This window comes from Streptomyces sp. NPDC052043, assembly GCF_044548235.1.
In the GTDB taxonomy this organism is placed as follows: domain Bacteria; phylum Actinomycetota; class Actinomycetes; order Streptomycetales; family Streptomycetaceae; genus Streptomyces.
The window spans coordinates 82,509-101,118 of the sequence record NZ_JBIUBT010000012.1 but is presented as its reverse complement, the minus strand read 5'-3'; the positions used below and the strand labels follow the sequence as shown (position 1 = coordinate 101,118).

Sequence of the window (18,610 nt, the reverse complement as noted above, 5' to 3'; positions counted from 1 at the left end):
CAATGGATCGTGCCCCCGGCCGCCCCGCATCCGGTACGCGGCCGTACGGATGAGACCGGCTCGGGCAGCGGCGGCGCGGGTACGGAGCCGCCCGCCCCTCCGTCCCGGTCGGCCCAGCCGGTCAGCCCGGTCAGCCCGGTCAGCCCGCCACGAACGTGTGCGCCGCCTTGTCGTGCCAGCACTGGCGCCACGGCCGGTCGAACAGGCACCACGCCATGCCCACGAGCCCGATGCCGAGGAGCCCGGGGACACCCCAGACGAGCCAGCGGCGCAGGGCCGAGCCGAACGACGGGGGCTCGTGGCCCTCGATGTCCCGCACCTCCAGACCGCACAGCCTCTTGCCCAGGGTGCGGCCCCACTTGGCGGTGGGCAGCACCTCGTAGACGACGCCGACGAGCAGCAGGACGGCGAGGACGACGGCGAGGTACGTCCCCGTGGTGCCGTCCAGGAGCCAGACCGTCACCGTGCGGCCGGAGAGCTTGGCCTCGTCGATCTTGCCGTTGACGTGGTCGATCGCCTTGGTGCCGAGCGGTACGGCGGCCACGGCGGTGACGCCCCCGAGGACCACCGAGTCGACGAGCCGGGCGGCCAGCCGCTTGCCGAGGCCGGCGGGCCGGGCCGCCGCCTGCCGCCGCACCACCGCCTGAAACGGGTCCTCCACCGGCGGCTTCCAGGGCGCCACGGGCTGCTGCTCACCCGAGCCGGCGAGCTGGTGCACCTGCTGCGCCCAGGAGGACTGCCCGCCGCCGGCACCACTGGTCAGCGGTGTCGCTGCGGGGGCGCCGGGGGCTTGCGGTCCACCGCGCTGAAGGGGCGGGGACGACGCGGAGGACGCCGGGGGCGCGGCCGGTGCGGAGGCGGCACCCGCCCTGGCTCCGGCCTGGCCCGGCGGCTGGGCCGCTGCCGCCCGCCCGGCGGAGGCATGTCCGGCCCCGAGACCGTGACCGCCGGCACCGCCTGCCACGGGCCCACCGGCGGCGGAAGCCCCGGCGGGCCCGGTGCAGGACGGGGTCCCGGAGGCCGGCGCGCCCTGGCCGGGCCGGCCCGGCGCGCCTACCGCCGGGGGCCTGGGACGCACCGTACGGAAGGTCATCGTGCCCTCGTCGACGGGCGTGCCCGGTCCCGGAACCCCGGGGGCGGCGTCGGCCGGGGCCCCCGGGGTACCGCCCGCCGTGGGGCGGCGGAAGACGAACGTGCCGTCCGAGGCGGCGCGGCCCGCGTCCGGGGCCGGCTCCGCGTCGGCCGGTGCGGGGTCCGCCGCGTGGGCCACCCTCGGGTCGACCGGTGCCGGGGACCCCCAGGAGACGCGGCGGTCCTGCTCGCCGCCGAAGCCGGACTGCCGGTTGCGGTCGGCGCCCCAGGCCGACGCCGGTTCGGGGCGGCCGCCCTGCGGTGGAGCGGCGGGGCCCGGGTCGGTCACGGGGTCCTCGTCGAAGAAGTGCGGCCCCGTCTCCTCGACCGGCGGGACCAGCGTCGTGTGCACGCCGGGCGGCGGCGCGAGGGGCTCGCCGTCGGCCGGTGCCGGGCGGCTGGTGCCCGGCACCCAGGCGGCACCGTTCCAGTACCGCACGTAGCCGGGGATGGACGGGTCCGGGTAGTAGCCTTCGCGGGGCCTGTCGTCACCGGGTGCCGGGGTTGGGGCGCTCATGTCCGTCGTCCCGTATCTGCTCGGGGGTCTCTTGAGGGCCTCCACATCTATCAGACCGAGGCGGGCAACACCCGCGGTCCGGCCGGACCCACTCCTTTCCGGGCAACCTCGTACACGTACTTCACGATCAGGTGACATCCGGATCGAAAAAGTTCGAGTGGCCCGCGTAATGCCCGGCGCTCACCGTGCTCTTCCTTCACAGGGGTCCGTCCAGGGGCCCGTCGGAGAGAGGAGAGACAACCATGGGGCACACCGTGGTGGACCGCGAACTGGAGCTGAGACTGATCCTGTCGCCCGAGTACGGCATCCCCGTCCCGGCGCGGCTCGCCTACCGCACCGACGACCCGTACGCCGTGCACATCGTCTTCCACGTCGACTCCGAGCATCCCGTGCACTGGACGTTCGCCCGGGAACTGCTCGTGGAGGGGGTGTTCCGGCCGTGCGGGACCGGCGACGTGCGGGTGTGGCCCTCGAAGGCGTTGGGCCGCAGCACGGTCCTGCTGGCGCTGAGCGCGCCCGACGGCGAGGCCCTGCTGGAGGCGTCGGCCGCGCAGGTGTCGGCCTGGCTGGAGCGCACGCTGCGCCTGGTGCAGCCGGGCAGCGAGGGCGAGCAGCTCGGCATCGACGACGAGCTGGCCGGGCTGCTCGCCCCGTGAGCGCGGGGTGTCAGAACAGCTTGCCGGGGTTGAGGATGCCCAGCGGGTCGAAGGCGTGTTTGACCGCCCGCTGCATCTCGACCCCGACCGGGCCGATCTCACGCGCCAGCCACTCCTTCTTCAGCACACCCACGCCGTGCTCACCGGTGATGGTGCCGCCGAGTTCGAGGCCGAGCGCCATGATCTCCTCGAAGGACTCGCGGGCGCGCCGCGACTCGTCGGGGTCCTGCGCGTCGAAGCAGACGGTCGGGTGGGTGTTGCCGTCGCCCGCGTGCGCGCAGACCCCGATGGTGAGCCGGTACTTCTCGGCGATCCGTTCGACACCCTCGAGCATCTCGCCGAGCCGGGAGCGGGGCACGCACACGTCGTCGATCATCGTCGTGCCCTTGACGGCTTCCAGCGCGGTGAGCGACAGCCGCCGCGCCTGCAACAGCATCTCGGACTCGGCGGCGTCGTCGGCGGGGACGACCTGGGTGGCGCCGGCCGCCTCGCACAGCGCGCCGACCGCGGCGAGGTCGGCGGCCGGGTCCGGCGTGTCGAACGCGGCAAGGAGCAGCGCCTCGGTGGTCTCCGGCAGGCCCATGTGGGCGAGGTCGTTGACGGCCTTCACCGTCGTACGGTCCATGAGTTCGAGCAGGGAGGGCACGTGTCCTCCCGACATGATCCGGCACACGGCGTCGCAGGCGGCGGCCGCGGAGGCGAACTCAGCGGCCAGCACGAGCTGTTGCGGCGGCTGCGGCCTGAGCGCCAGGGCGGCCCGCACGACGATGCCGAGCGAGCCCTCGGAACCCACGAACAGCCGGGTCAGGTCGTATCCGGCGACGCCCTTGGCGGTGCGGCGGCCGGTGGACATCAGCCGCCCGTCGGCCAGCACGACGTCCAGGCCGAGCACGTACTCGGCGGTGACCCCGTACTTCACGCAGCACAGGCCGCCGGAGGCGGTGCCGATGTTGCCGCCGATGGTGCACATCTCCCAACTGGAGGGATCCGGCGGGTAGTACAGGCCGTGCTCGTTCACCGCGCGGGAGAGCGCGGCGTTGACGACGCCCGGCTCGACGACCGCGATCCGGTCGACCGGGCTGATCTCCAGGATGCGGTCCATCTTGGTCAGGGACAGCACGATGCAGCCGTCGGAGGCGTTGGCCGCGCCGGACAGTCCGGTGCGGGCGCCCTGCGGCACGACCGGGACGCGCAGCTCGGTGGCGGTGCGCATGACGTGCTGGACCTGTTCCACCGTGCGCGGCAGGACGACGACGGCCGGGGCGCCGGACGGGCAGAAGCTCGCCATGTCGTGGGCGTAGGCGGCCGTGACGTCGGGATCGATGAGGACAGCCTCGGCCGGCAGGCCCGCCAGGAGCCGATCGGTGAGGTTGCCCAGGGATGCGTCGGGTGCGGCTTCAATACGGCTCACGATCACAGCCTCGCACCCGGGGACCGTCGGTGGGAACCCGTCGGCCGCACCCCCCTGCGCCTGGCCCTCGGTGGGCGCCGCACCGGGACCGGGCGGGCCGGGAAGGCGCCCGGTGGGCGGCACGACGGCGGCCCGCCCGCCGCGCGGGTGTCGCGGCGCGGGCGGGCGGGATGCCGCGAGCGGTGCCCCGGGCGTGGTGCGTGGGCGGGCTCGCGGCGAGCTCGGCGTGCGGGCCCAGCGGCGGGATCAGAGGTTTCCGCGGCGCTCCTGCTCGCGCTCGATCGCCTCGAACAGGGCCTTGAAGTTGCCCTTGCCGAAGCCCATCGAGCCGTGCCGTTCGATGAGCTCGAAGAAGACGGTCGGGCGGTCCTGGACCGGCTTGGTGAAGATCTGGAGCAGGTAGCCGTCCTCGTCGCGGTCGGCGAGGATCTTCATCTCGCGCAGGGTCTCCACGGGCACGCGGGTGTCGCCGACCCACTGGCCGAGGGTGTCGTAGTAGGAGTCGGGGGTGTCCAGGAACTCGACCCCGGCCGCGCGCATCGTGCGTACGGTCTGCACGATGTCGTTGGTGTTGAGCGCGATGTGCTGGACACCGGCGCCGCCGTAGAACTCCAGGTACTCGTCGATCTGGGACTTCTTCTTGGCGACCGCGGGCTCGTTGATCGGGAACTTGACCTTGAGCGTGCCGTCGGCCACGACCTTCGACATCAGCGCGCTGTACTCGGTGGCGATGTCGTCGCCCACGAACTCCTTCATGTTCGTGAAGCCCATGACCTTGTTGTAGAACCCGACCCACTCGTTCATCCGGCCGAGTTCGACGTTGCCGACGCAGTGGTCGACGGCCTGGAAGACGCGCTGGGCGGGCGGCTCGACGATGGGCTTCGCGGCCACGTAGCCGGGCAGGTACGGGCCCTCGTAGCCGGACCGCTCCACCAGGGTGTGGCGGGTCTCGCCGTACGTGGCGATCGCGGCGAGGACGACGGTGCCGTGCTCGTCCTTCAGCTCGTACGGCTCGGTCACCGAGCGGGCGCCGTGCTCGATGGCGTAGGCGTACGCGGCGCGCGCGTCCGGGACCTCGATGGCGAGGTCGATGACGCCGTCGCCGTGCTCGGCCACGTGCTGGGCGAGGAAGGTGCCCCAGTCGGTGGCGGGCTTGATCGCCGAGGTGAACACGAAGCGGGCGGAGCCGCTCTCCAGGACGTAGCTCGCGGTCTCGCGGCTGCCGTTCTCCGGTCCGGAGTAGGCGACCAGCTTCATGCCGAAGGCGGTGGAGTAGTAGTGCGCCGCCTGCTTGGCGTTGCCCACGGCGAAGACGACCGCGTCCATTCCCTTGACCGGGAAGGGGTCGGCCTGCCGGGCGGTCGCGTCGGGAGTGAGGTGTGTGGTCTGCGTCATAGCGGAAGCGTCACCCGGTCTCGCAAGGTGCGCAATAGTTCGCGCACTTGCTGGGCAATGTGCTCGGTGGAGGCGGCGAGTCTTCGGGCTTTCTGTACAGGATGACCATTGGGGAGACGGGACATGGCGATCGATCATCTGGACGGCCGCATCATCGTGCTGCTGGCGCGCGAGCCGCGCATCGGCGTGCTGGAGATGTCACGGCGGCTGGGGGTGGCGCGGGGGACGGTCCAGGCGCGTCTGGACCGCCTTCAGGCGCGCGGGGTGATCCGCGGCTTCGGTCCGGAGGTGGATCCGGCGGCGCTCGGGTATCCGGTCACGGCGTTCGCGACGCTCCAGATCCGGCAGGGGCAGGGTCCGGACGTACGGGCCCATCTGGCGAGCGTGCCGGAGGTGCTGGAACTGCACACCACCACCGGCACCGGCGACATGCTGTGCCGGCTGGTCGCCCGCTCCAACGCCGATCTCCAGCGCGTGATCGACCGGGTGGTGGGGTTCGAGGGCATCGACCGGGCGTCCACGGCGATCGTGATGGAGAACCCGGTGCCGCTGCGGATCATCCCGCTGGTGGAGCAGGCGGCGCAGGAGTGAGGACCGGGGCGACCGACGCGGCAGAGTTACAAAGGACCTGTTGCAAAGAGGCCTTTGCAACACTATCTTTGTACGCATGAACGAGCCCAGCGAATCGTCGGTCCGTCCTCTCGACGCCCGCTCGCTGCGGGGCCTCGCCCATCCACTGCGCATGCGGTTGCTGACCGCGCTGCGGCGTGGCGGGCCGGCCACCGCCTCCCAACTTGCCGCGAAACTGGGTGAGTCCAGCGGGGCCACCAGTTACCACCTGCGCCAGCTCGCCGCGCACGGGTTCGTCGAGGACGCTCCCGAGCACGGCAAGGGACGGGAGCGCTGGTGGCGGGCGGTCCACATGGGAGTGACCTTCGACGAGACCGTGCTGATGGACACCGACCCCGAAGTGCGCGGTGCCGCGGACCTGTACCTGCACGAGATCGCGAACCAGCGCACCCAGGAGCTGGCGACCTGGCTCGGCACCAGGAACGACTGGCCCGAGGCCTGGCGCCGCGCCTCGGACATGAGCGACTGGATGCTGCGTCTCACGCCGACGCTCGCCGCCGACCTCATCGAGAAGATGCACGAGCTCCTGGAGAGCTACCGGGCCCTGGCCCCCGAGGACGGCACCCCTGACAGCGAGACGGTGCGCGTCCACACGCACGTCTTCCCCATCCGCACGGACTGAAAGGCCGCCCCATGCACTCCGAGACCCACCTCGTACTGCACCGCACCCGCGCCGCCGAGCTCCGGGCCGAGGCCGACGCGTACCGGTCGGCCGCCCGGAGAGACGCCCCCGGCGCCCTGCGCACCCGGCTGGGCTGGACCCTCGTGGAGCTCGGCCTGCGCCTGGCCGCCGCTCCCAGGCCGGCCCCTGCCGTCTAGGGCCTGTTGGTCGTCAGCAGCTCGGGACGGAGCCCTTCCCCGTCTCCAGGGCGCCCAAGGCGTTGACGGCGCCCTTCAGGGTGGTCACCGGGATCAGGCGCAGCCCCTTGGGGAGTTCGGACTTGGCCTCGGCGCACTCCGCCCGGGGGACCAGGAAGATGGTGGCGCCGTCCCGGTGGGCGGCCTGGGTCTTGAGGGCCACGCCGCCGACGGCGCCGACCGTGCCGTCGGCGTCGATGGTGCCCGTACCGGCGATGGTGCGGCCGCCCGTGAGGTCGCCGCCGTTGCCGTCGCCGTGGAGCTTGTCGACGATGCCGAGGGAGAACAGCAGGCCCGCGCTGGGGCCGCCGACGTCGGCGAGCTTCAGCGTGACCTCGACGTTCTTGTCGCTGACGCCGAGGTACTTCAGGGCGGCCCGGGTGGCCGCGTCCTGGGACTGCCTCATCTGCTCGGCGTTGTGCTGCTCGATCTCCTTGACGCTGTCGCCGCTCGGGTAGACCGCGTCGCGCGGCATGACCGCCCGGTCGGTGGCGAACCAGCCGTCGATCACGTCCCCCAGGGAGACCTGCGCGTCCGGCCCTGTCGCCTCGATGGTCGTCATACGGAGCTGCCCGCTGGTGCTGCGGACGGGCGCGCCGGAGATGGTGATGACCTGGGTGCCCTTGTTCTCCCCGAGCACGTTCGCCGTCATCCCGGGCTGGGCCACCGAGAACGGCAGCGGCGCGAACACCGCCGTGGCGATCAGAGCCGCGACGGGCAGCGCGCAGACGGTGAGGGCCTGGGAACGCGTGAGACGAGAGAGCACGGGTTCAATCTATCCCGCGCACGCATTCCGGCCGGCCGACGGAGGACGAGGCGGGACGGGCCGGACGGGACAGGACGGGCCAGGTGGGTTCGGCGGCGGTCAGCGCAGGGCCTCCGCCACCTCGCAGGCCGCGTGTACGACGCGTGGGCCGACCCGTTCCGGTACGGCGTCCGCCAGCATGACGACCCCGACGCTGCCCTCCAGGCCCGTCACGCCGAGCAGGGGGGCCGCCGCCCCGCAGGCCCCGGCCTCCAGCTCGCCGCGGGTCAGGGTGTAGCCGGGTTCCGCGGCCGGCTGCCGGCGGGCCGCGAGGATCGCCTTGCCCGCGGCGCCCCGCTCCAGGGCGTGCCGGAAACCGGCCCGGTAGGCCACGTGGTAGTCGGTCCACGTCGGTTCGACCACGGCGACGGCCAGCGCCTCCGCGCCGTCCACCAGCGTCAGATGCGCGGTCGCCCCGATGTCCTCGGCCAGCGACCGCAGCGCGGGCAGCGCCGCCTCCCGCACCAGCGGATGCACCTGGCGGCCCAGCCGCAGCACTCCCAGCCCGACCCGGGCACGACCGCCCAGATCACGGCGGACGAGCATGTGCTGTTCCAGGGTGGCGAGCAGCCGGTACACCACGGTCCGGTTGACGCCCAGCCGGTGCGACAGCTCGGTGACGGTCAGCCCGTGGTCCGTCTCGGCCAGCAGTTTGAGGACTCTCAGTCCCCGGTCGAGCGTCTGGGAGGTCTCCGCGGTCACGACGCCCACTCCTTCGTGGTGAGGTAGGCGGCTCTCTCCACGTCGGACGCGTCACCGGGTCCCGTCGGTGACGCGCGGCAGAGGCCGCCGATCGGCCGGCGGTCCGGGCCGTCCCGGACTGAAGTCGCTTCACGGCTGCGCTCCGCGGCGGCGCTGCCACGGTGCGTCGGCGTAGCGGGACATTAGCGAAGCCGGTTCGCTGAGCGGAAGACTCCGTCCAGAATCCGGTCATCGTCCGGTACGGAGTGCGGTGTTCCTCCCGATACGTACTCCGGTGATGCCGTCGGACGACGCCTCAGGAACGCCCGGCGGCACCCCGGTGTCACTTCATCCGCGTGGCCCACTCCTGCACCTTGGCGATGCGCTGGCGCAACTGACCCGCCGTCGCCTCGGCGCTGGGCGGCCCGCCGCACACCCGGCGCAGCTCGGTGTGGACGACCCCGTGCGGCTTGCCGCTCTGGTGGACGTACGCGCCGACCATCGTGTTGAGCTGCCGGCGCAGCTCCATCAGTTCCTTGTGGGTCACCACCGGCCGCCGGTCGGCGGGCAGTTCGAGCAGGTCGGCCTCGGTGTCGGGCCGCTTGCGGCTGTGCGCGATCTGCCGGGCCTGCCGCTTCTGCAACAGCATCTGCACCTGCTCGGGTTCGAGCAGGCCCGGAATGCCGAGGTAGTCCTGCTCCTCCTCGCTGCCCGGGTGGGCCTGCATGCCGAACTCGGCGCCGTCGTAGAGGACCCGGTCGAAGACGGCGTCGGACTCCAGCGCCTCGAAGGGCAGCATGTCCTGCTCGCCGGTGTCCTCGTCCTGCTCCCGGTTCGCCTCGTCCATCTCCTTCTCGGACTCGGCGTACGGGTCCTCCTCGCCGTCCTTCTTCGGCTTGTCGAGGGCGTGGTCGCGCTCGACCTCCATCTCGTTGGCGAAGGTCAGCAGGTCCGGGACGGTCGGCAGGAACACGGAGGCGGTCTCGCCGCGCCTGCGGGACCGCACGAAACGGCCGACGGCCTGGGCGAAGAAGAGCGGGGTGGAGATGGTGGTCGCGTACACCCCGACCGCGAGCCGGGGCACGTCGACGCCCTCGGACACCATGCGGACGGCGACCATCCAGCGGTCCTCGCTGCCGCTGAAATCGTCGATGCGCTGGGAGGCGCCGGCGTCGTCGGACAGGACGAGCGTCGCGCTGCTGCCCGTGATCTCGCGGATCAGCTTGGCGTAGGCGCGGGCGGAGTCCTGGTCGGAGGCGATGACCAGGGCGCCGGCGTCCGGGATGGCCTTGCGGACCTCGGTGAGCCGCTGGTCGGCGGCGCGCAGCACGGCCGGCATCCACTCGCCGCGCGCGTCGAGCGCGGTGCGCCAGGCCTGGCTGACGGCGTCCTTGGTCATCGGCTCGCCCAGCCTGGCCTCGATCTCGTCGCCCGCCTTGGTGCGCCAGCGCATGTTGCCGCTGTAGGAGAGGAAGATGACGGGCCGGACGACGCCGTCGGAGAGGGCGGAGCCGTAGCCGTAGGTGTAGTCGGCGGACGAACGCCGGATGCCGGCCCCGTCCTCCTCGTACGTGACGAATGGGATGGGGTTGGTGTCGGAGCGGAACGGCGTACCGGTGAGGGCGAGCCGGCGGGTCGCGGGCTCGAACGCCTCCAGGCACGCCTCGCCCCACGACTTGGAGTCGCCGGCGTGGTGGATCTCGTCGAGGATGACGAGGGTCTTGCGCTGCTCGACGCGGTTGCGGTGCAGCATGGGGCGCACGCCGACGCCGGCGTACGTCACGGCGACGCCGTGGTACGACTTGCCGAGCGGGCCCGCGCTGTACTCCGGGTCGAGCTTGATACCTATCCGCGCGGCGGCCTCGGCCCACTGCTTCTTCAGGTGCTCGGTCGGCGCGACCACGGTGACCTGCTGGACGACGTGGTGGTGCAGCAGCCAGGAGGCCAGCGTCAGCGCGAAGGTCGTCTTTCCGGCGCCGGGGGTGGCCACCGCCAGGAAGTCGCGGGGCTGGGTCTGGACGTACTTCTCCATCGCCCCCTGCTGCCAGGCACGCAGCTTCCCGGCCGTACCCCAGGGGGCGCGACCAGGAAAGGCGGGCGAAAGGTGATGCGAGGAGTGGGACGAGCTGGCGGCGGTAGTAGTCACGGTCTCCGGTTCGCTGTGCTGGGGGTCTCGGCTACGTATGACGACCGGGCCACCCTACCGGCGGCCCGACGATGCCCACGCGCCGACGGCACAACGTCACCCGGGGATGGGACTGAGGTCACAACAGCGCCGTCACCGACGCACGGTCACTTCAGCCGCTCCGGGAGCTCCGCCCACTCGGCGGTCAGGTAGCCGGGCGGCGGACCGGTACCGCTCAAGGGTGAATTCGCAACCGCCGCGTCACCCAGACCCCCGTCAGTGCCACCGCCGCCATCGGCAGGAACACCGCCGCGAACGCGGCCGGGTGGGAGGTGGAGCCGGTGGTGGCCGCGGTCGTGTGGGCCACCGTGCCGCCGCCCAGGGCGGCGAAGGCGGCGCCGCCGGCGGCGAGCAGGACGACGTTGGAGAGGGCGTCGGAGATCTGCAGGGCCGCGGAGTTGGTGCCGGCCTCCTCCGGGGCGGACAGCCGCAGCAGCAGCACGCTGGTGGAGGCGATGACCAGGCCCATGCCGAAGCAGCCGAAGGCCCAGGAGACGGCGACCGTCCAGACCGGGACGGCGTGGATCAGCACACTGGGCACGGCGGCGACGGCCGCGGCCACCAGCACCATCCCGAAGGTCATCAGCCGCTCCCGGTGCGGCGCCATCCGCGGCCGCGACTGCACCCACGAGCCCAGCGCCCAGGTGACCCCACCGGCCGCGAGGGAGAACCCGGCGAGCGTCGGGGACAGCCCCCGCTGGGTGACGAGCATCAGCGGCACGAAGGACTCGGCGGCGATGAAGGAGCCCGCCGCGACCCCGCGCAGCAGCACCACGGACGGCAGCCCGCGCGCCGCCCGGTAGGTGCCGCGCGGCAGCAGCCCCCGCACGGCCGGAACCAGCAGCGCGGCCCCCACCACACCGGGCAGCAGCGACAGCCAGCGCAGGTCCTGGGCCGCGTACTGGAGCAGCCCGGCGCCCAGCGAGATGCCGAAGGCGAGCCGGATGCGGCGCAGGTCGAAGGAGGACTGCCCGCCGCTCTCCTCGCCGTCCTCCCCGGCGCCCTCGCCGACCGGGCCGCCCGCCCGCCGCCGAATCTGCGGCAGGGCGATGGCCAGCGGGAACACCACGAGCACCGGGATGCCGACGAACACCCAGCGCCAGCCCAGGTGCTCGGTCACCGCGCCCGAGGCGAGCGGTCCGACGATCGACGGGACCACCCAGGCCGCCGCGAACGCCGCCATGATCGACGGGCGCAGCCGCTCGGGGTAGGCCCGGCCGATGACGACGTACAGGGCGACGATCACCAGGCCGCCGCCGAGTCCCTGCACGGCCCGCCCCGCGATGAACACCCACATCGTGCCGGCCGTGCCCGCCAGCAGCAGCCCGGCCACGAACGAGCCGATCCCCGTGGTCAGCGGCCCCAGGGGTCCCCGGCGGTCCGACCACTGCCCGGAGAGCACCATCCCGAACAGGCTGGTGGTGAAGAACCCCGAGAACGCGAACGCGTACAGCGACACCCCGTCCAGCTCCCGCGCCGCGACGGGCATCGCCGTACCGACGGCGGTCGCCTCGAAGGCGATCAGCAGGACGACGGAGACGATCCCGATGCTCAGCGCCCGGTAGCTGCGGCTCAGCACGGTGTCGGTCGCCCCGTCAGGGGAGCCGGGTCTATCAGGGATGTCCGCGACCTCGGTGTCGCGTGGTTCCAGGGCGCTCATGGTCGCCAGCGTAAGGTGCGCAGTCCGCTTTGGCCCCTGTCGGGAGTCGGTCCGCGGTCAGGACCTTGGTCGTAGGACCAGGGCGAGGGCCCCGTTCATGAACGCCGCGTGGCAGTCCCGTTGCGTCCGCGGCACAGGAGCCACAGAGTGAAGGCGAGAGTGGAGACGTCCTTGGTGAGGGGGGCCGGCTCGGCCGCGGGCCCGCTCCAGGTGAGGACCTCGCCGGTGGTGCCGTCGACCAGCAGGTTGCCGCCGCCGGCGAAGCGGCCGAGGCGTATCAAGTGGGCCGCGCGCGCGGGGAGTTCGTCCGGCCAGAAGTCGTCGGGGCACTCGTCGGCGCAGAACTCGGCGAGCGTCGGCAGGGGTACGTCGCTGTCCGACTGGAGGAGTACGCCGTCCTCGGGCAGGCCCGTGTCGCGCAGGAAGCGGCGGGTGGGCTCGTGGGTGAGCGCGGCGGGGAAGTCGACCTCCTCGTAGCGCGCGACGCGGCCGTGGCCGAAGTCACGGTGCAGCAGGCGGGCGCGCAGGTCGAGGGTCAGCCCGGAGGCGGTGCCGGGCCGCACGGCCGGCACCGCCGGGCGGACGCGGGCCGCCGGGCGGGTGGGTGCCACCGCCGGGTGGAACGCGAACTCGGCGTAGGCACGGCGTGGGTCGCACCCCGCCTCGGGCAGGGTGATCACCCTGACAACGGTGTCGGTCGTACTCATCGGTCCCCCGTGCTGTTCGGTTCAGGTCCGGGACGGACGGCGTCCCGGGCTAGTGCCGCGGCGGGCAACGTTTGCCCGTCAAGGAGCGGCGTCCGGTGCGTGCTCTCGGTGTGCCGGCCGGAAGTCCTCGTACTGGATGTACTCGGGCTTTCGGCCGGTGCGGCGAGAGTGCGTGCCGGGCGTCGCGACGGGGCAAACGTTGCCCGTCGCGGCACTAGGTGGGTCCGGGCGCGCTCCGTCGCGGGCAACTTCCCTCGCCCCACTGCCAGAAGACTACGCCCCCTCACTGACAACACCCCAAAACGGAAGACGCCGGGCGGACGCCCGGCGTTGCCTTCCGGCCCGCCTCACCGCGGGCGGTCCCCCTGGACTTCCCTCACTGCGTGGTCACCACCGCGGCCTGCGGCCGGATGGGCAGGCGGTTGACCGGACGGCCCGTGGCGGCGCGCACCGCGGAGGCGACGGCCGCAGGGGAGGTCACCACCGGTACCGCGCTGACCGCCTTCGCGCCGAAGGGGGCGACGACGTCCCGCTCCTCGACCAGCTTCACGATCCGGACGTCGGGGGCGTCCAGGGCGGTGGACAGGGCGTAGCCGGTGAGGTCGGGGTGGCGCACCAGCCCGCGCGGGGTGCGCAGGTTCTCGGTGAGGGCGATGCCCACGCCCTGGGTGACGCCCCCCTCGATCCGGGCGGCCAGCTGGGCCGGGTTGAGCACCCGGCCCACGTCCTGGGCGAGGGCCATCTCCACGACCCGCACCGAGCCCAGTTCGACGTCCACGTCCACCACCGCGCGGATGGCGCAGAACGCCAGGCCCACGAAGGCGTCGCCCTGGCCCGACTCGTCCAGCGGCTCGGTGGGGTGCGGGCGGCACTGGGCGGTCGCCCACAGCTCCTTGCCGTCCAGCGCCTCCGTGACCGTGGTGGACAGCACACCGTCGTACGACGTGATCTTGCCGTCGGTGATCTGGAGCAGCTCGGTGGACATGCCGAACTTGTGGGCCAGCGGCTGGAGCAGCTGGGTGCGGACCATCTTCGCCGCGCGTTCCACCGCGCCGCCCGACACCCAGGTGTGGCGGCCGCGGCAGCCGGCGCCGGCCGGCGGCTGGTCGGTGTCGACCGGGGCCACGTGCACCTCGTCGACGCCGAGCGTGTCCTGGACGATCTGCCGGGCGAGCGTCGTGAAGCCCTGGCCGCTCTCCACCGCCGCGCACAGCACCGTCGCCACGCCGCCCTGGACCCGCACGGTCGCCGTGGAGACCTCGTCGGCGCCCTCCGCGCCGAGCATGTGCACCATGCCGAGGCCGTAGCCCACGCCCCGGCGCACCGCGCCCGGTTCGCCCGCGCCCTCGAGGCCGCCGGGCAGCAGCCACTCCTCCTCGGGGACGTCCTTGGGCAGCGGCGGCAGCGGGTGGTCCCGTACGGCCTGGAGCAGTTCGGCGACCGGGGCCGGGCACGTCACCGTCTGGCCGGTCGGCAGTACGTCGCCGGTCGCCATGGCGTTGCGCAGCCGCACCTCGGCCGGGTCCAGGCCGAGCTTCTTGGCCAGCTTGTCCATCTGCGCCTCGTAGGCGGCGCACACCTGCATCGCGCCCTCGCCGCGGACGTGTCCGGAGGGCGGGTTGTTGGTGCGCACGGCCCAGCCCTCGATGAAGGCGTTCGGGACGACGTAGGGGCCGCAGGCGAAGGACACGGCGGCGGCGAGGGCGTCGGAGGAGGTGTCGGCGTAGGCGCCCGCGTCCAGCAGGATCTGCGCCTCGACCTTGACCAACGTGCCCTCGGCGTCGGCGTGGTGGCGGTAGCGCAGCAGTGTCGGGTGGCGGTGGGTGTGGCCCAGGAACGACTCCTCGCGGGTCGCCGTGAGCTTCACCGGGCAGCCGGTCCTCAGCGCCAGCAGGCCGAGCGGGAGTTGGAAGCCCTGGTCCTCGCGGTCGGCGGTGGCGCCCGGCACACCGGTGACGACGATCTTCACGCGCTCGGGTTCCAGGCCGTAGCAGGCGGCGAGCGCGTCGCGGTCGGTGTGCGGGTCGGTGGAGGCGAGGTACAGCTCCACGCCGCCGTCGGGGCGGGGCACCGCGAGACCGGCCTCGGCGCCGATGGGGGCCGGGTCCTGGCGGCCGATGCGGTACAGGCCCTCGACGACGACCTCGCCGGCCGCCTCCGGGTCGCCGTGGCGCAGCGGGATGTGCCGGATCAGGTTGCCGTCGGGGTGCAGCGGCTCGGCCTCGAAGGCCTGTTCGGGGTCGGTCACCGGGTCGAGCACCTCGTACTCGACGATGACGGCGGCGGCGGCCATCCGCGCGGTGTCCGGGTGGTCGGCGGCCACGGCCGCGATGGGCTCGCCGTGGTGGCGTACGACCTCGGAGGCGAACACCGGGCGGTCGGCTGTGCCGCGGCCGTGCACCGGGCGGCCCGGGACGTCCTCGTGGGTGACGACGGCCCGTACGCCGGGCATCTCGCGCGCGTGCTTGGTGTCGATGGACAGGATGCGCGCGTGCGGGTGCGGGGAGCGCAGCACGGCCGCCCACAGCAGGCCCTCGGCCCACAGGTCGGCCGCGTACGGGAAGGTGCCCTCCGTCTTGGCGCGGGCGTCGGCGGCCGGCAGGGAGGAACCGAGACCGAGCGGCAGTGGTTCGGGTGCGGGGGCGGTCTCCGCGGCGGCGGTGGCGGCTTCGTTGCTCACGCCTGCCCTCCGTCCTGGCCGTAGGGGTCGTGCGGTGCCGGGGTGTCGAACGCGGAGGGGTGGACACCGCCGGCGCCCGGACCCGCCTGGTGGGGGATGCGCGGCTCGTCGGCCTCCTGCTCGGCCTCGTCCGTCGCGGTGTGCGCCTCGCGTTCGGTGACGACTTCCTTGACGGCCTGGAGGACGCCTCGGTAGCCCGTGCAGCGGCACAGGTTGCCGCAGAGCGCCTGGCGGGCCTCCAGTTCGGTCGGGTCCGGGTTGCCCTCCAGCAGGTCGTGCACGGTCATCGCCATGCCGGGCACACAGAAGCCGCACTGCACCGCGCCGCACCGGGCGAGCGCCCGCTGGACGTCCGAGGGCTGACCGTCCACGGCCAGTCCCTCGACCGTGCGCACCTCGCTGCCGGCCGCGGTGACCGCGGGCACCAGGCAGGAGGCGACGAGGCGTCCGTCGACCTGCACGTTGCAGGCGCCGCACTCGCCCTGCGAGCAGCCGTCCTTGGCGCCCGCGAGTCCGAGCCGCTCGCGCAGCACGTACAGCAGGGACTCGCCGATCCAGGCGTCGGTGACGGGCCGGTCGGCGCCGTTGACGCGCAGCACGTACGAGGCGAGCGGGTGCTCGTCCTGCGGGGGTGCCGGAGGCGGGTCCTCCTGGGCGGCGTCCGGCTGTCCGGCGTCCGGCTGTTCGGCGTCCGGGTCCGGGGTCGCGGAGCCCGTTGCGGGCTCCTCGGCGGCCCGGGAGGGCGACTGGGCATCCTCGGCCGGGCCGGGCCGTGCGGGCGGCTCGGCGGGCCCTTCGGCGGCCTCCACGGCCCCTCGGGCGTCCTCGCCGGCCTCGGCCGCGCCGGACGTGGACCGCGGGGAGTCCGCGGGGGACTCCGCCGGGTGCTCGGGCCGGGCCTGCGGGGCCTGGGCGCCCTGGTCCGCGCGGAGTTGGGCCTGCCGCTCCGCCGGGGCGCCGGCGGTGCCGTGCCCGGGTGCGGCTGCCGCGCCGTGCCCGTGCGGGGCGCCGGGCCCCTGGGCGGCGGCGGTGTCCGCGCCGGTTCCGGCCGCGGCCGACGGGAAGGGAGGGGCGGTCGCCGCGGAGGAGGCGGCCTGCGGCGCCGGCTGCTCGGCCGCGCGCGGACCCTCCGCCGGACGGCCCTCCACACGGCCCGCACCCGATGCCGCCCGGCCCTCGCGCGCCGCGGTCCCGTACGCGGCTTCAGCCGCCCCGGCACCGTCCGGCCGCCCGGCCGGGGCCGCGCCACCGGTCACGTCCCGCGCGGCGAAAGCCCCCGGCAGCCGCACGCCTCCGTGCGCGCCGTCCGCCGAAGTCCCGGCCCCGTACACGCCCTGGGCCTGCCCGGCACCGTGTCCAGCCGCACCCGGCCCTCCGGCCGGGGCCCCGCCACCGGCCGCTTCGGCGCCGGCACCCTGTCCGACCCCACCGGGCCGACCGGCCGCGAAGCCGCCATCGGCCGCACCACCCGCACCGGAAGCCCCCGGCAACCGCACACCCGCGCCCGAACCGCCCGGTGCAGCCCCGTACGCCGCTTCAGCCGGGCCGGTCCCGTAGGCGCTCTCGTGGGGGCCGCCCATCGGCGGCTCGCCGGGCTGTCCCGGTGTCCCGGGCTCGGCGCGGGGGCGGCTCCAGGCCTGGCCGACCTCCTCCGTGGCCCACGGGGCGGCCGCGCCGCCGGGGAGGGTGGTCGGAGGGGTGCCGCCCCACTGCTGCATCAGCGACGACGTGGTGAACTCGCCCGATTCGTCAGGGATGTCGCCCCCGGCGACCGGGATCGACCACTGCCCGGTCACATCCTGGCCCGGCACGTCCTGGCCGGGCGCGGAAGGGGCCTGGGCGACCGGGCCCCCCTGGGACTCGCCGAAGTTCCACTGCTGGGTGGCCTCCGGACGGTACGTGAACCGGTCGTCCGTGCCCGCGTCCTGCGGCACGGCGTTGGGGTCGGGCCACTGCGCGCCCTCGGCGGACCCGCCCGGCACGCCCCAACCGCCGGGCCCCGCCGGGTCGGTGCCCCCCGGGGAGGGCGTGGCCGCTATCCGCGGCGGCACGTAGCCGTGGCCGGGCGCCGCGAGCGGGCTGTCGGCGGCGAGGAGGGCGTCGATGCCGCCCTCGGGCAGCTTCACGAAGGCGGTGGCGCCGTCGTCGTACTCGCCCTGCGGCAGCGGATCCCATCGGCTGCCGCCCGGCGTGCCCTCCGCGTGCTGGTCGTCGGTCACGACAGCGCCCTCCCCAGTGCTCGTCGGGCCAGCGCGGCGACGGTGCGCCGCAGATGCAGTACGGCGGGCGGAAGCTGCTGCACGGAGCCGTCCTCGGCCGGAACCGGATCGGGGATGCAGGCCGCGGCCACGTACTCGCCGAAGGCGTTCTGCGCCTCCGGGACGATCACGCGGCCGTTGTCCCAGTCGATGAGCTGGGCCACCCAGTGCTCGGCGTCCAGCGGCCGCAGCGGCATCGGCGCTATGGCGCCCACCGCGCACCGCACCCCGCGCCGGGCCGGATCGAGGACCAGCGCCACGGACGCGACCGCGCGGCCCGGTCCGGTACGGCCGGTCGCCTTGAGGAAGACCTGCGGCGCGTGCAGCAGCGGCACGCGCACGTAGCCGATGAGTTCGCCCCCGCGGAGCATCTCCACGCCGGCCAGCAGGTGCGACACCGGGATCTCCCGGCGGGCTCCGCCCGGGCCCGCGATGATCAGGGTCGCCTCCAGGGCGGCCAGCACCGGCAGCGCGTCCCCGGTGGGGGCGGCGGTGGCGATGTTGCCGCCCAGGGTGCCCGCGTTGCGGATGTGCGGTGGGCCCGCGGCGCGCGCGGCGGCGGCCAGCGCCGGGATCAGCGCGGCGAAGTCGGGACGCCCCATGCGGGCGTGGGAGAGGCCGGCGCCGAGCAGCGCGTGGCCGTCCTGGTACTGCCAGCCGCGGATCTCGCTGATCCGGCCGAGGCCGACCAGCGCGGTGGGCCTGAGCTGCCCGGAGTTGACGGCCGCCATGAGGTCGGTGCCGCCCGCCACGGGCACCGCGGCGGGCATGGCGGTGAGTGCCGCCACCGCCTCGTTCAGCGTCGTGGGCAACGTGACGGCCTGCGCCGCCTGAGGTGCGTGCGTGGTCAAAACCGGCTGCCCCTTCCCGCTGCCCCCGCTGGTCCCACCTGTGCTGCCGTACGGTACGTGCCGACAGGGCGGACGTGGCAACTCTGGCACATCTTCGCAGGGCCCGAGGACAGGGGTCCGCTAGGTGACATTCGCCCACCTCATCGGGGACATCGTCCGATTTGGCACACCATCACCGATGCGAG

Annotated in this window: 15 protein-coding genes; 4 read left to right on the top strand and 11 right to left on the bottom strand. The window is 73.9% G+C overall.

Annotation, left to right across the window (positions count from 1 at the left end):
* Window positions 1-139: 139 nt before the first annotated feature.
* Window positions 140-1,648: an RDD family protein gene (locus ACIHCX_RS27770; protein WP_400034101.1), complete on the bottom strand. Its 1,509-nt coding sequence runs from the start codon at window positions 1,646-1,648 to the stop codon at window positions 140-142.
* 242 nt (window positions 1,649-1,890) lie between these two features.
* On the opposite strand from ACIHCX_RS27770, the gene ACIHCX_RS27765 reads away from it, so the two are divergent.
* Complete coding sequence (locus ACIHCX_RS27765; RefSeq protein WP_400034099.1) at window positions 1,891-2,304, top strand: SsgA family sporulation/cell division regulator; 414 nt, start codon at window positions 1,891-1,893, stop codon at window positions 2,302-2,304.
* Between the two features lie 10 nt (window positions 2,305-2,314).
* Here the strand turns inward: ACIHCX_RS27765 and ACIHCX_RS27760 are convergent, their stop codons facing one another.
* Window positions 2,315-3,721 carry an FAD-binding oxidoreductase gene (locus ACIHCX_RS27760; RefSeq protein ID WP_400034097.1) on the bottom strand — a complete coding sequence of 469 codons (1,407 nt, stop codon included), beginning with the start codon at window positions 3,719-3,721 and terminating at the stop codon, window positions 2,315-2,317.
* 240 nt (window positions 3,722-3,961) lie between these two features.
* Entirely contained in the window at window positions 3,962-5,110 is a 1,149-nt protein-coding gene (gene hppD, locus ACIHCX_RS27755; RefSeq protein ID WP_400034095.1) for a 4-hydroxyphenylpyruvate dioxygenase, read from the bottom strand.
* 123 nt (window positions 5,111-5,233) lie between these two features.
* On the opposite strand from hppD, the gene ACIHCX_RS27750 reads away from it, so the two are divergent.
* From ACIHCX_RS27750 to ACIHCX_RS27740, 3 genes are all read left to right on the top strand, one after another.
* Window positions 5,234-5,701: an Lrp/AsnC family transcriptional regulator gene (locus ACIHCX_RS27750; protein ID WP_400034093.1), complete on the top strand. Its 468-nt coding sequence runs from the start codon at window positions 5,234-5,236 to the stop codon at window positions 5,699-5,701.
* 76 nt (window positions 5,702-5,777) lie between these two features.
* Window positions 5,778-6,362: an ArsR/SmtB family transcription factor gene (locus tag ACIHCX_RS27745; RefSeq protein ID WP_400034091.1), complete on the top strand. Its 585-nt coding sequence runs from the start codon at window positions 5,778-5,780 to the stop codon at window positions 6,360-6,362.
* Window positions 6,363-6,373: 11 nt separating this feature from the next.
* The gene (locus ACIHCX_RS27740; protein ID WP_400034089.1) at window positions 6,374-6,559 is read left to right on the top strand and encodes a hypothetical protein; all 186 of its coding nucleotides are present in this window, start codon (window positions 6,374-6,376) and stop codon (window positions 6,557-6,559) included.
* A 13-nt stretch (window positions 6,560-6,572) separates the two neighbouring features.
* On the opposite strand, the gene ACIHCX_RS27735 is transcribed toward ACIHCX_RS27740, so the two are convergent.
* The 8 genes from ACIHCX_RS27735 to ACIHCX_RS27700 all read right to left on the bottom strand — a co-directional run bounded on the left by ACIHCX_RS27735 (window position 6,573) and on the right by ACIHCX_RS27700 (window position 18,425).
* Window positions 6,573-7,364: a PDZ domain-containing protein gene (locus ACIHCX_RS27735; RefSeq protein WP_400034087.1), complete on the bottom strand. Its 792-nt coding sequence runs from the start codon at window positions 7,362-7,364 to the stop codon at window positions 6,573-6,575.
* Between the two features lie 99 nt (window positions 7,365-7,463).
* Window positions 7,464-8,105, bottom strand: a complete 642-nt coding sequence (locus ACIHCX_RS27730) for an IclR family transcriptional regulator (RefSeq protein WP_400034085.1) — start codon at window positions 8,103-8,105, stop codon at window positions 7,464-7,466.
* 322 nt (window positions 8,106-8,427) lie between these two features.
* A complete protein-coding gene (locus ACIHCX_RS27725) occupies window positions 8,428-10,230 on the bottom strand; it encodes a DEAD/DEAH box helicase (protein ID WP_400034083.1) in 1,803 nt (600 codons plus the stop codon).
* Between the two features lie 214 nt (window positions 10,231-10,444).
* Window positions 10,445-11,929, bottom strand: a complete 1,485-nt coding sequence (locus tag ACIHCX_RS27720) for an MFS transporter (RefSeq protein ID WP_400034081.1) — start codon at window positions 11,927-11,929, stop codon at window positions 10,445-10,447.
* Window positions 11,930-12,024: 95 nt separating this feature from the next.
* The gene (locus tag ACIHCX_RS27715; RefSeq protein ID WP_400034079.1) at window positions 12,025-12,636 is read right to left on the bottom strand and encodes an SUKH-4 family immunity protein; all 612 of its coding nucleotides are present in this window, start codon (window positions 12,634-12,636) and stop codon (window positions 12,025-12,027) included.
* Window positions 12,637-13,012: 376 nt separating this feature from the next.
* Window positions 13,013-15,316 (bottom strand): xanthine dehydrogenase family protein molybdopterin-binding subunit, encoded by a 2,304-nt coding sequence (locus tag ACIHCX_RS27710; RefSeq protein ID WP_400034077.1) that lies wholly within the window; start codon window positions 15,314-15,316, stop codon window positions 13,013-13,015.
* On the bottom strand, window positions 15,313-17,535 hold the full coding sequence (locus ACIHCX_RS27705; protein WP_400034075.1) for a 2Fe-2S iron-sulfur cluster-binding protein: 2,223 nt from the start codon (window positions 17,533-17,535) through the stop codon (window positions 15,313-15,315). The genes ACIHCX_RS27710 and ACIHCX_RS27705 overlap by 4 nt, the downstream gene beginning before the upstream one ends.
* Window positions 17,532-18,425 (bottom strand): FAD binding domain-containing protein, encoded by an 894-nt coding sequence (locus ACIHCX_RS27700; protein WP_400034073.1) that lies wholly within the window; start codon window positions 18,423-18,425, stop codon window positions 17,532-17,534. Before ACIHCX_RS27700 ends, ACIHCX_RS27705 begins: the two co-directional genes overlap by 4 nt.
* Between the last annotated feature and the right edge of the window lie 185 nt (window positions 18,426-18,610).

What these genes read in the sequence shown, in the direction of transcription:
- ACIHCX_RS27715 (WP_400034079.1), bottom strand. Translation starts at nt 12,636, where the DNA reads ATGAGTACGACCGACACCGTTGTCAGGGTGATCACCCTGCCCGAGGCG.
- ACIHCX_RS27720 (WP_400034081.1), bottom strand. Translation starts at nt 11,929, where the DNA reads ATGAGCGCCCTGGAACCACGCGACACCGAGGTCGCGGACATCCCTGAT.
- hppD (WP_400034095.1), bottom strand. Translation starts at nt 5,110, where the DNA reads ATGACGCAGACCACACACCTCACTCCCGACGCGACCGCCCGGCAGGCC.
- ACIHCX_RS27765 (WP_400034099.1), top strand. Translation starts at nt 1,891, where the DNA reads ATGGGGCACACCGTGGTGGACCGCGAACTGGAGCTGAGACTGATCCTG.
- ACIHCX_RS27770 (WP_400034101.1), bottom strand. Translation starts at nt 1,648, where the DNA reads ATGAGCGCCCCAACCCCGGCACCCGGTGACGACAGGCCCCGCGAAGGC.
- ACIHCX_RS27750 (WP_400034093.1), top strand. Translation starts at nt 5,234, where the DNA reads ATGGCGATCGATCATCTGGACGGCCGCATCATCGTGCTGCTGGCGCGC.
- ACIHCX_RS27740 (WP_400034089.1), top strand. Translation starts at nt 6,374, where the DNA reads ATGCACTCCGAGACCCACCTCGTACTGCACCGCACCCGCGCCGCCGAG.
- ACIHCX_RS27745 (WP_400034091.1), top strand. Translation starts at nt 5,778, where the DNA reads ATGAACGAGCCCAGCGAATCGTCGGTCCGTCCTCTCGACGCCCGCTCG.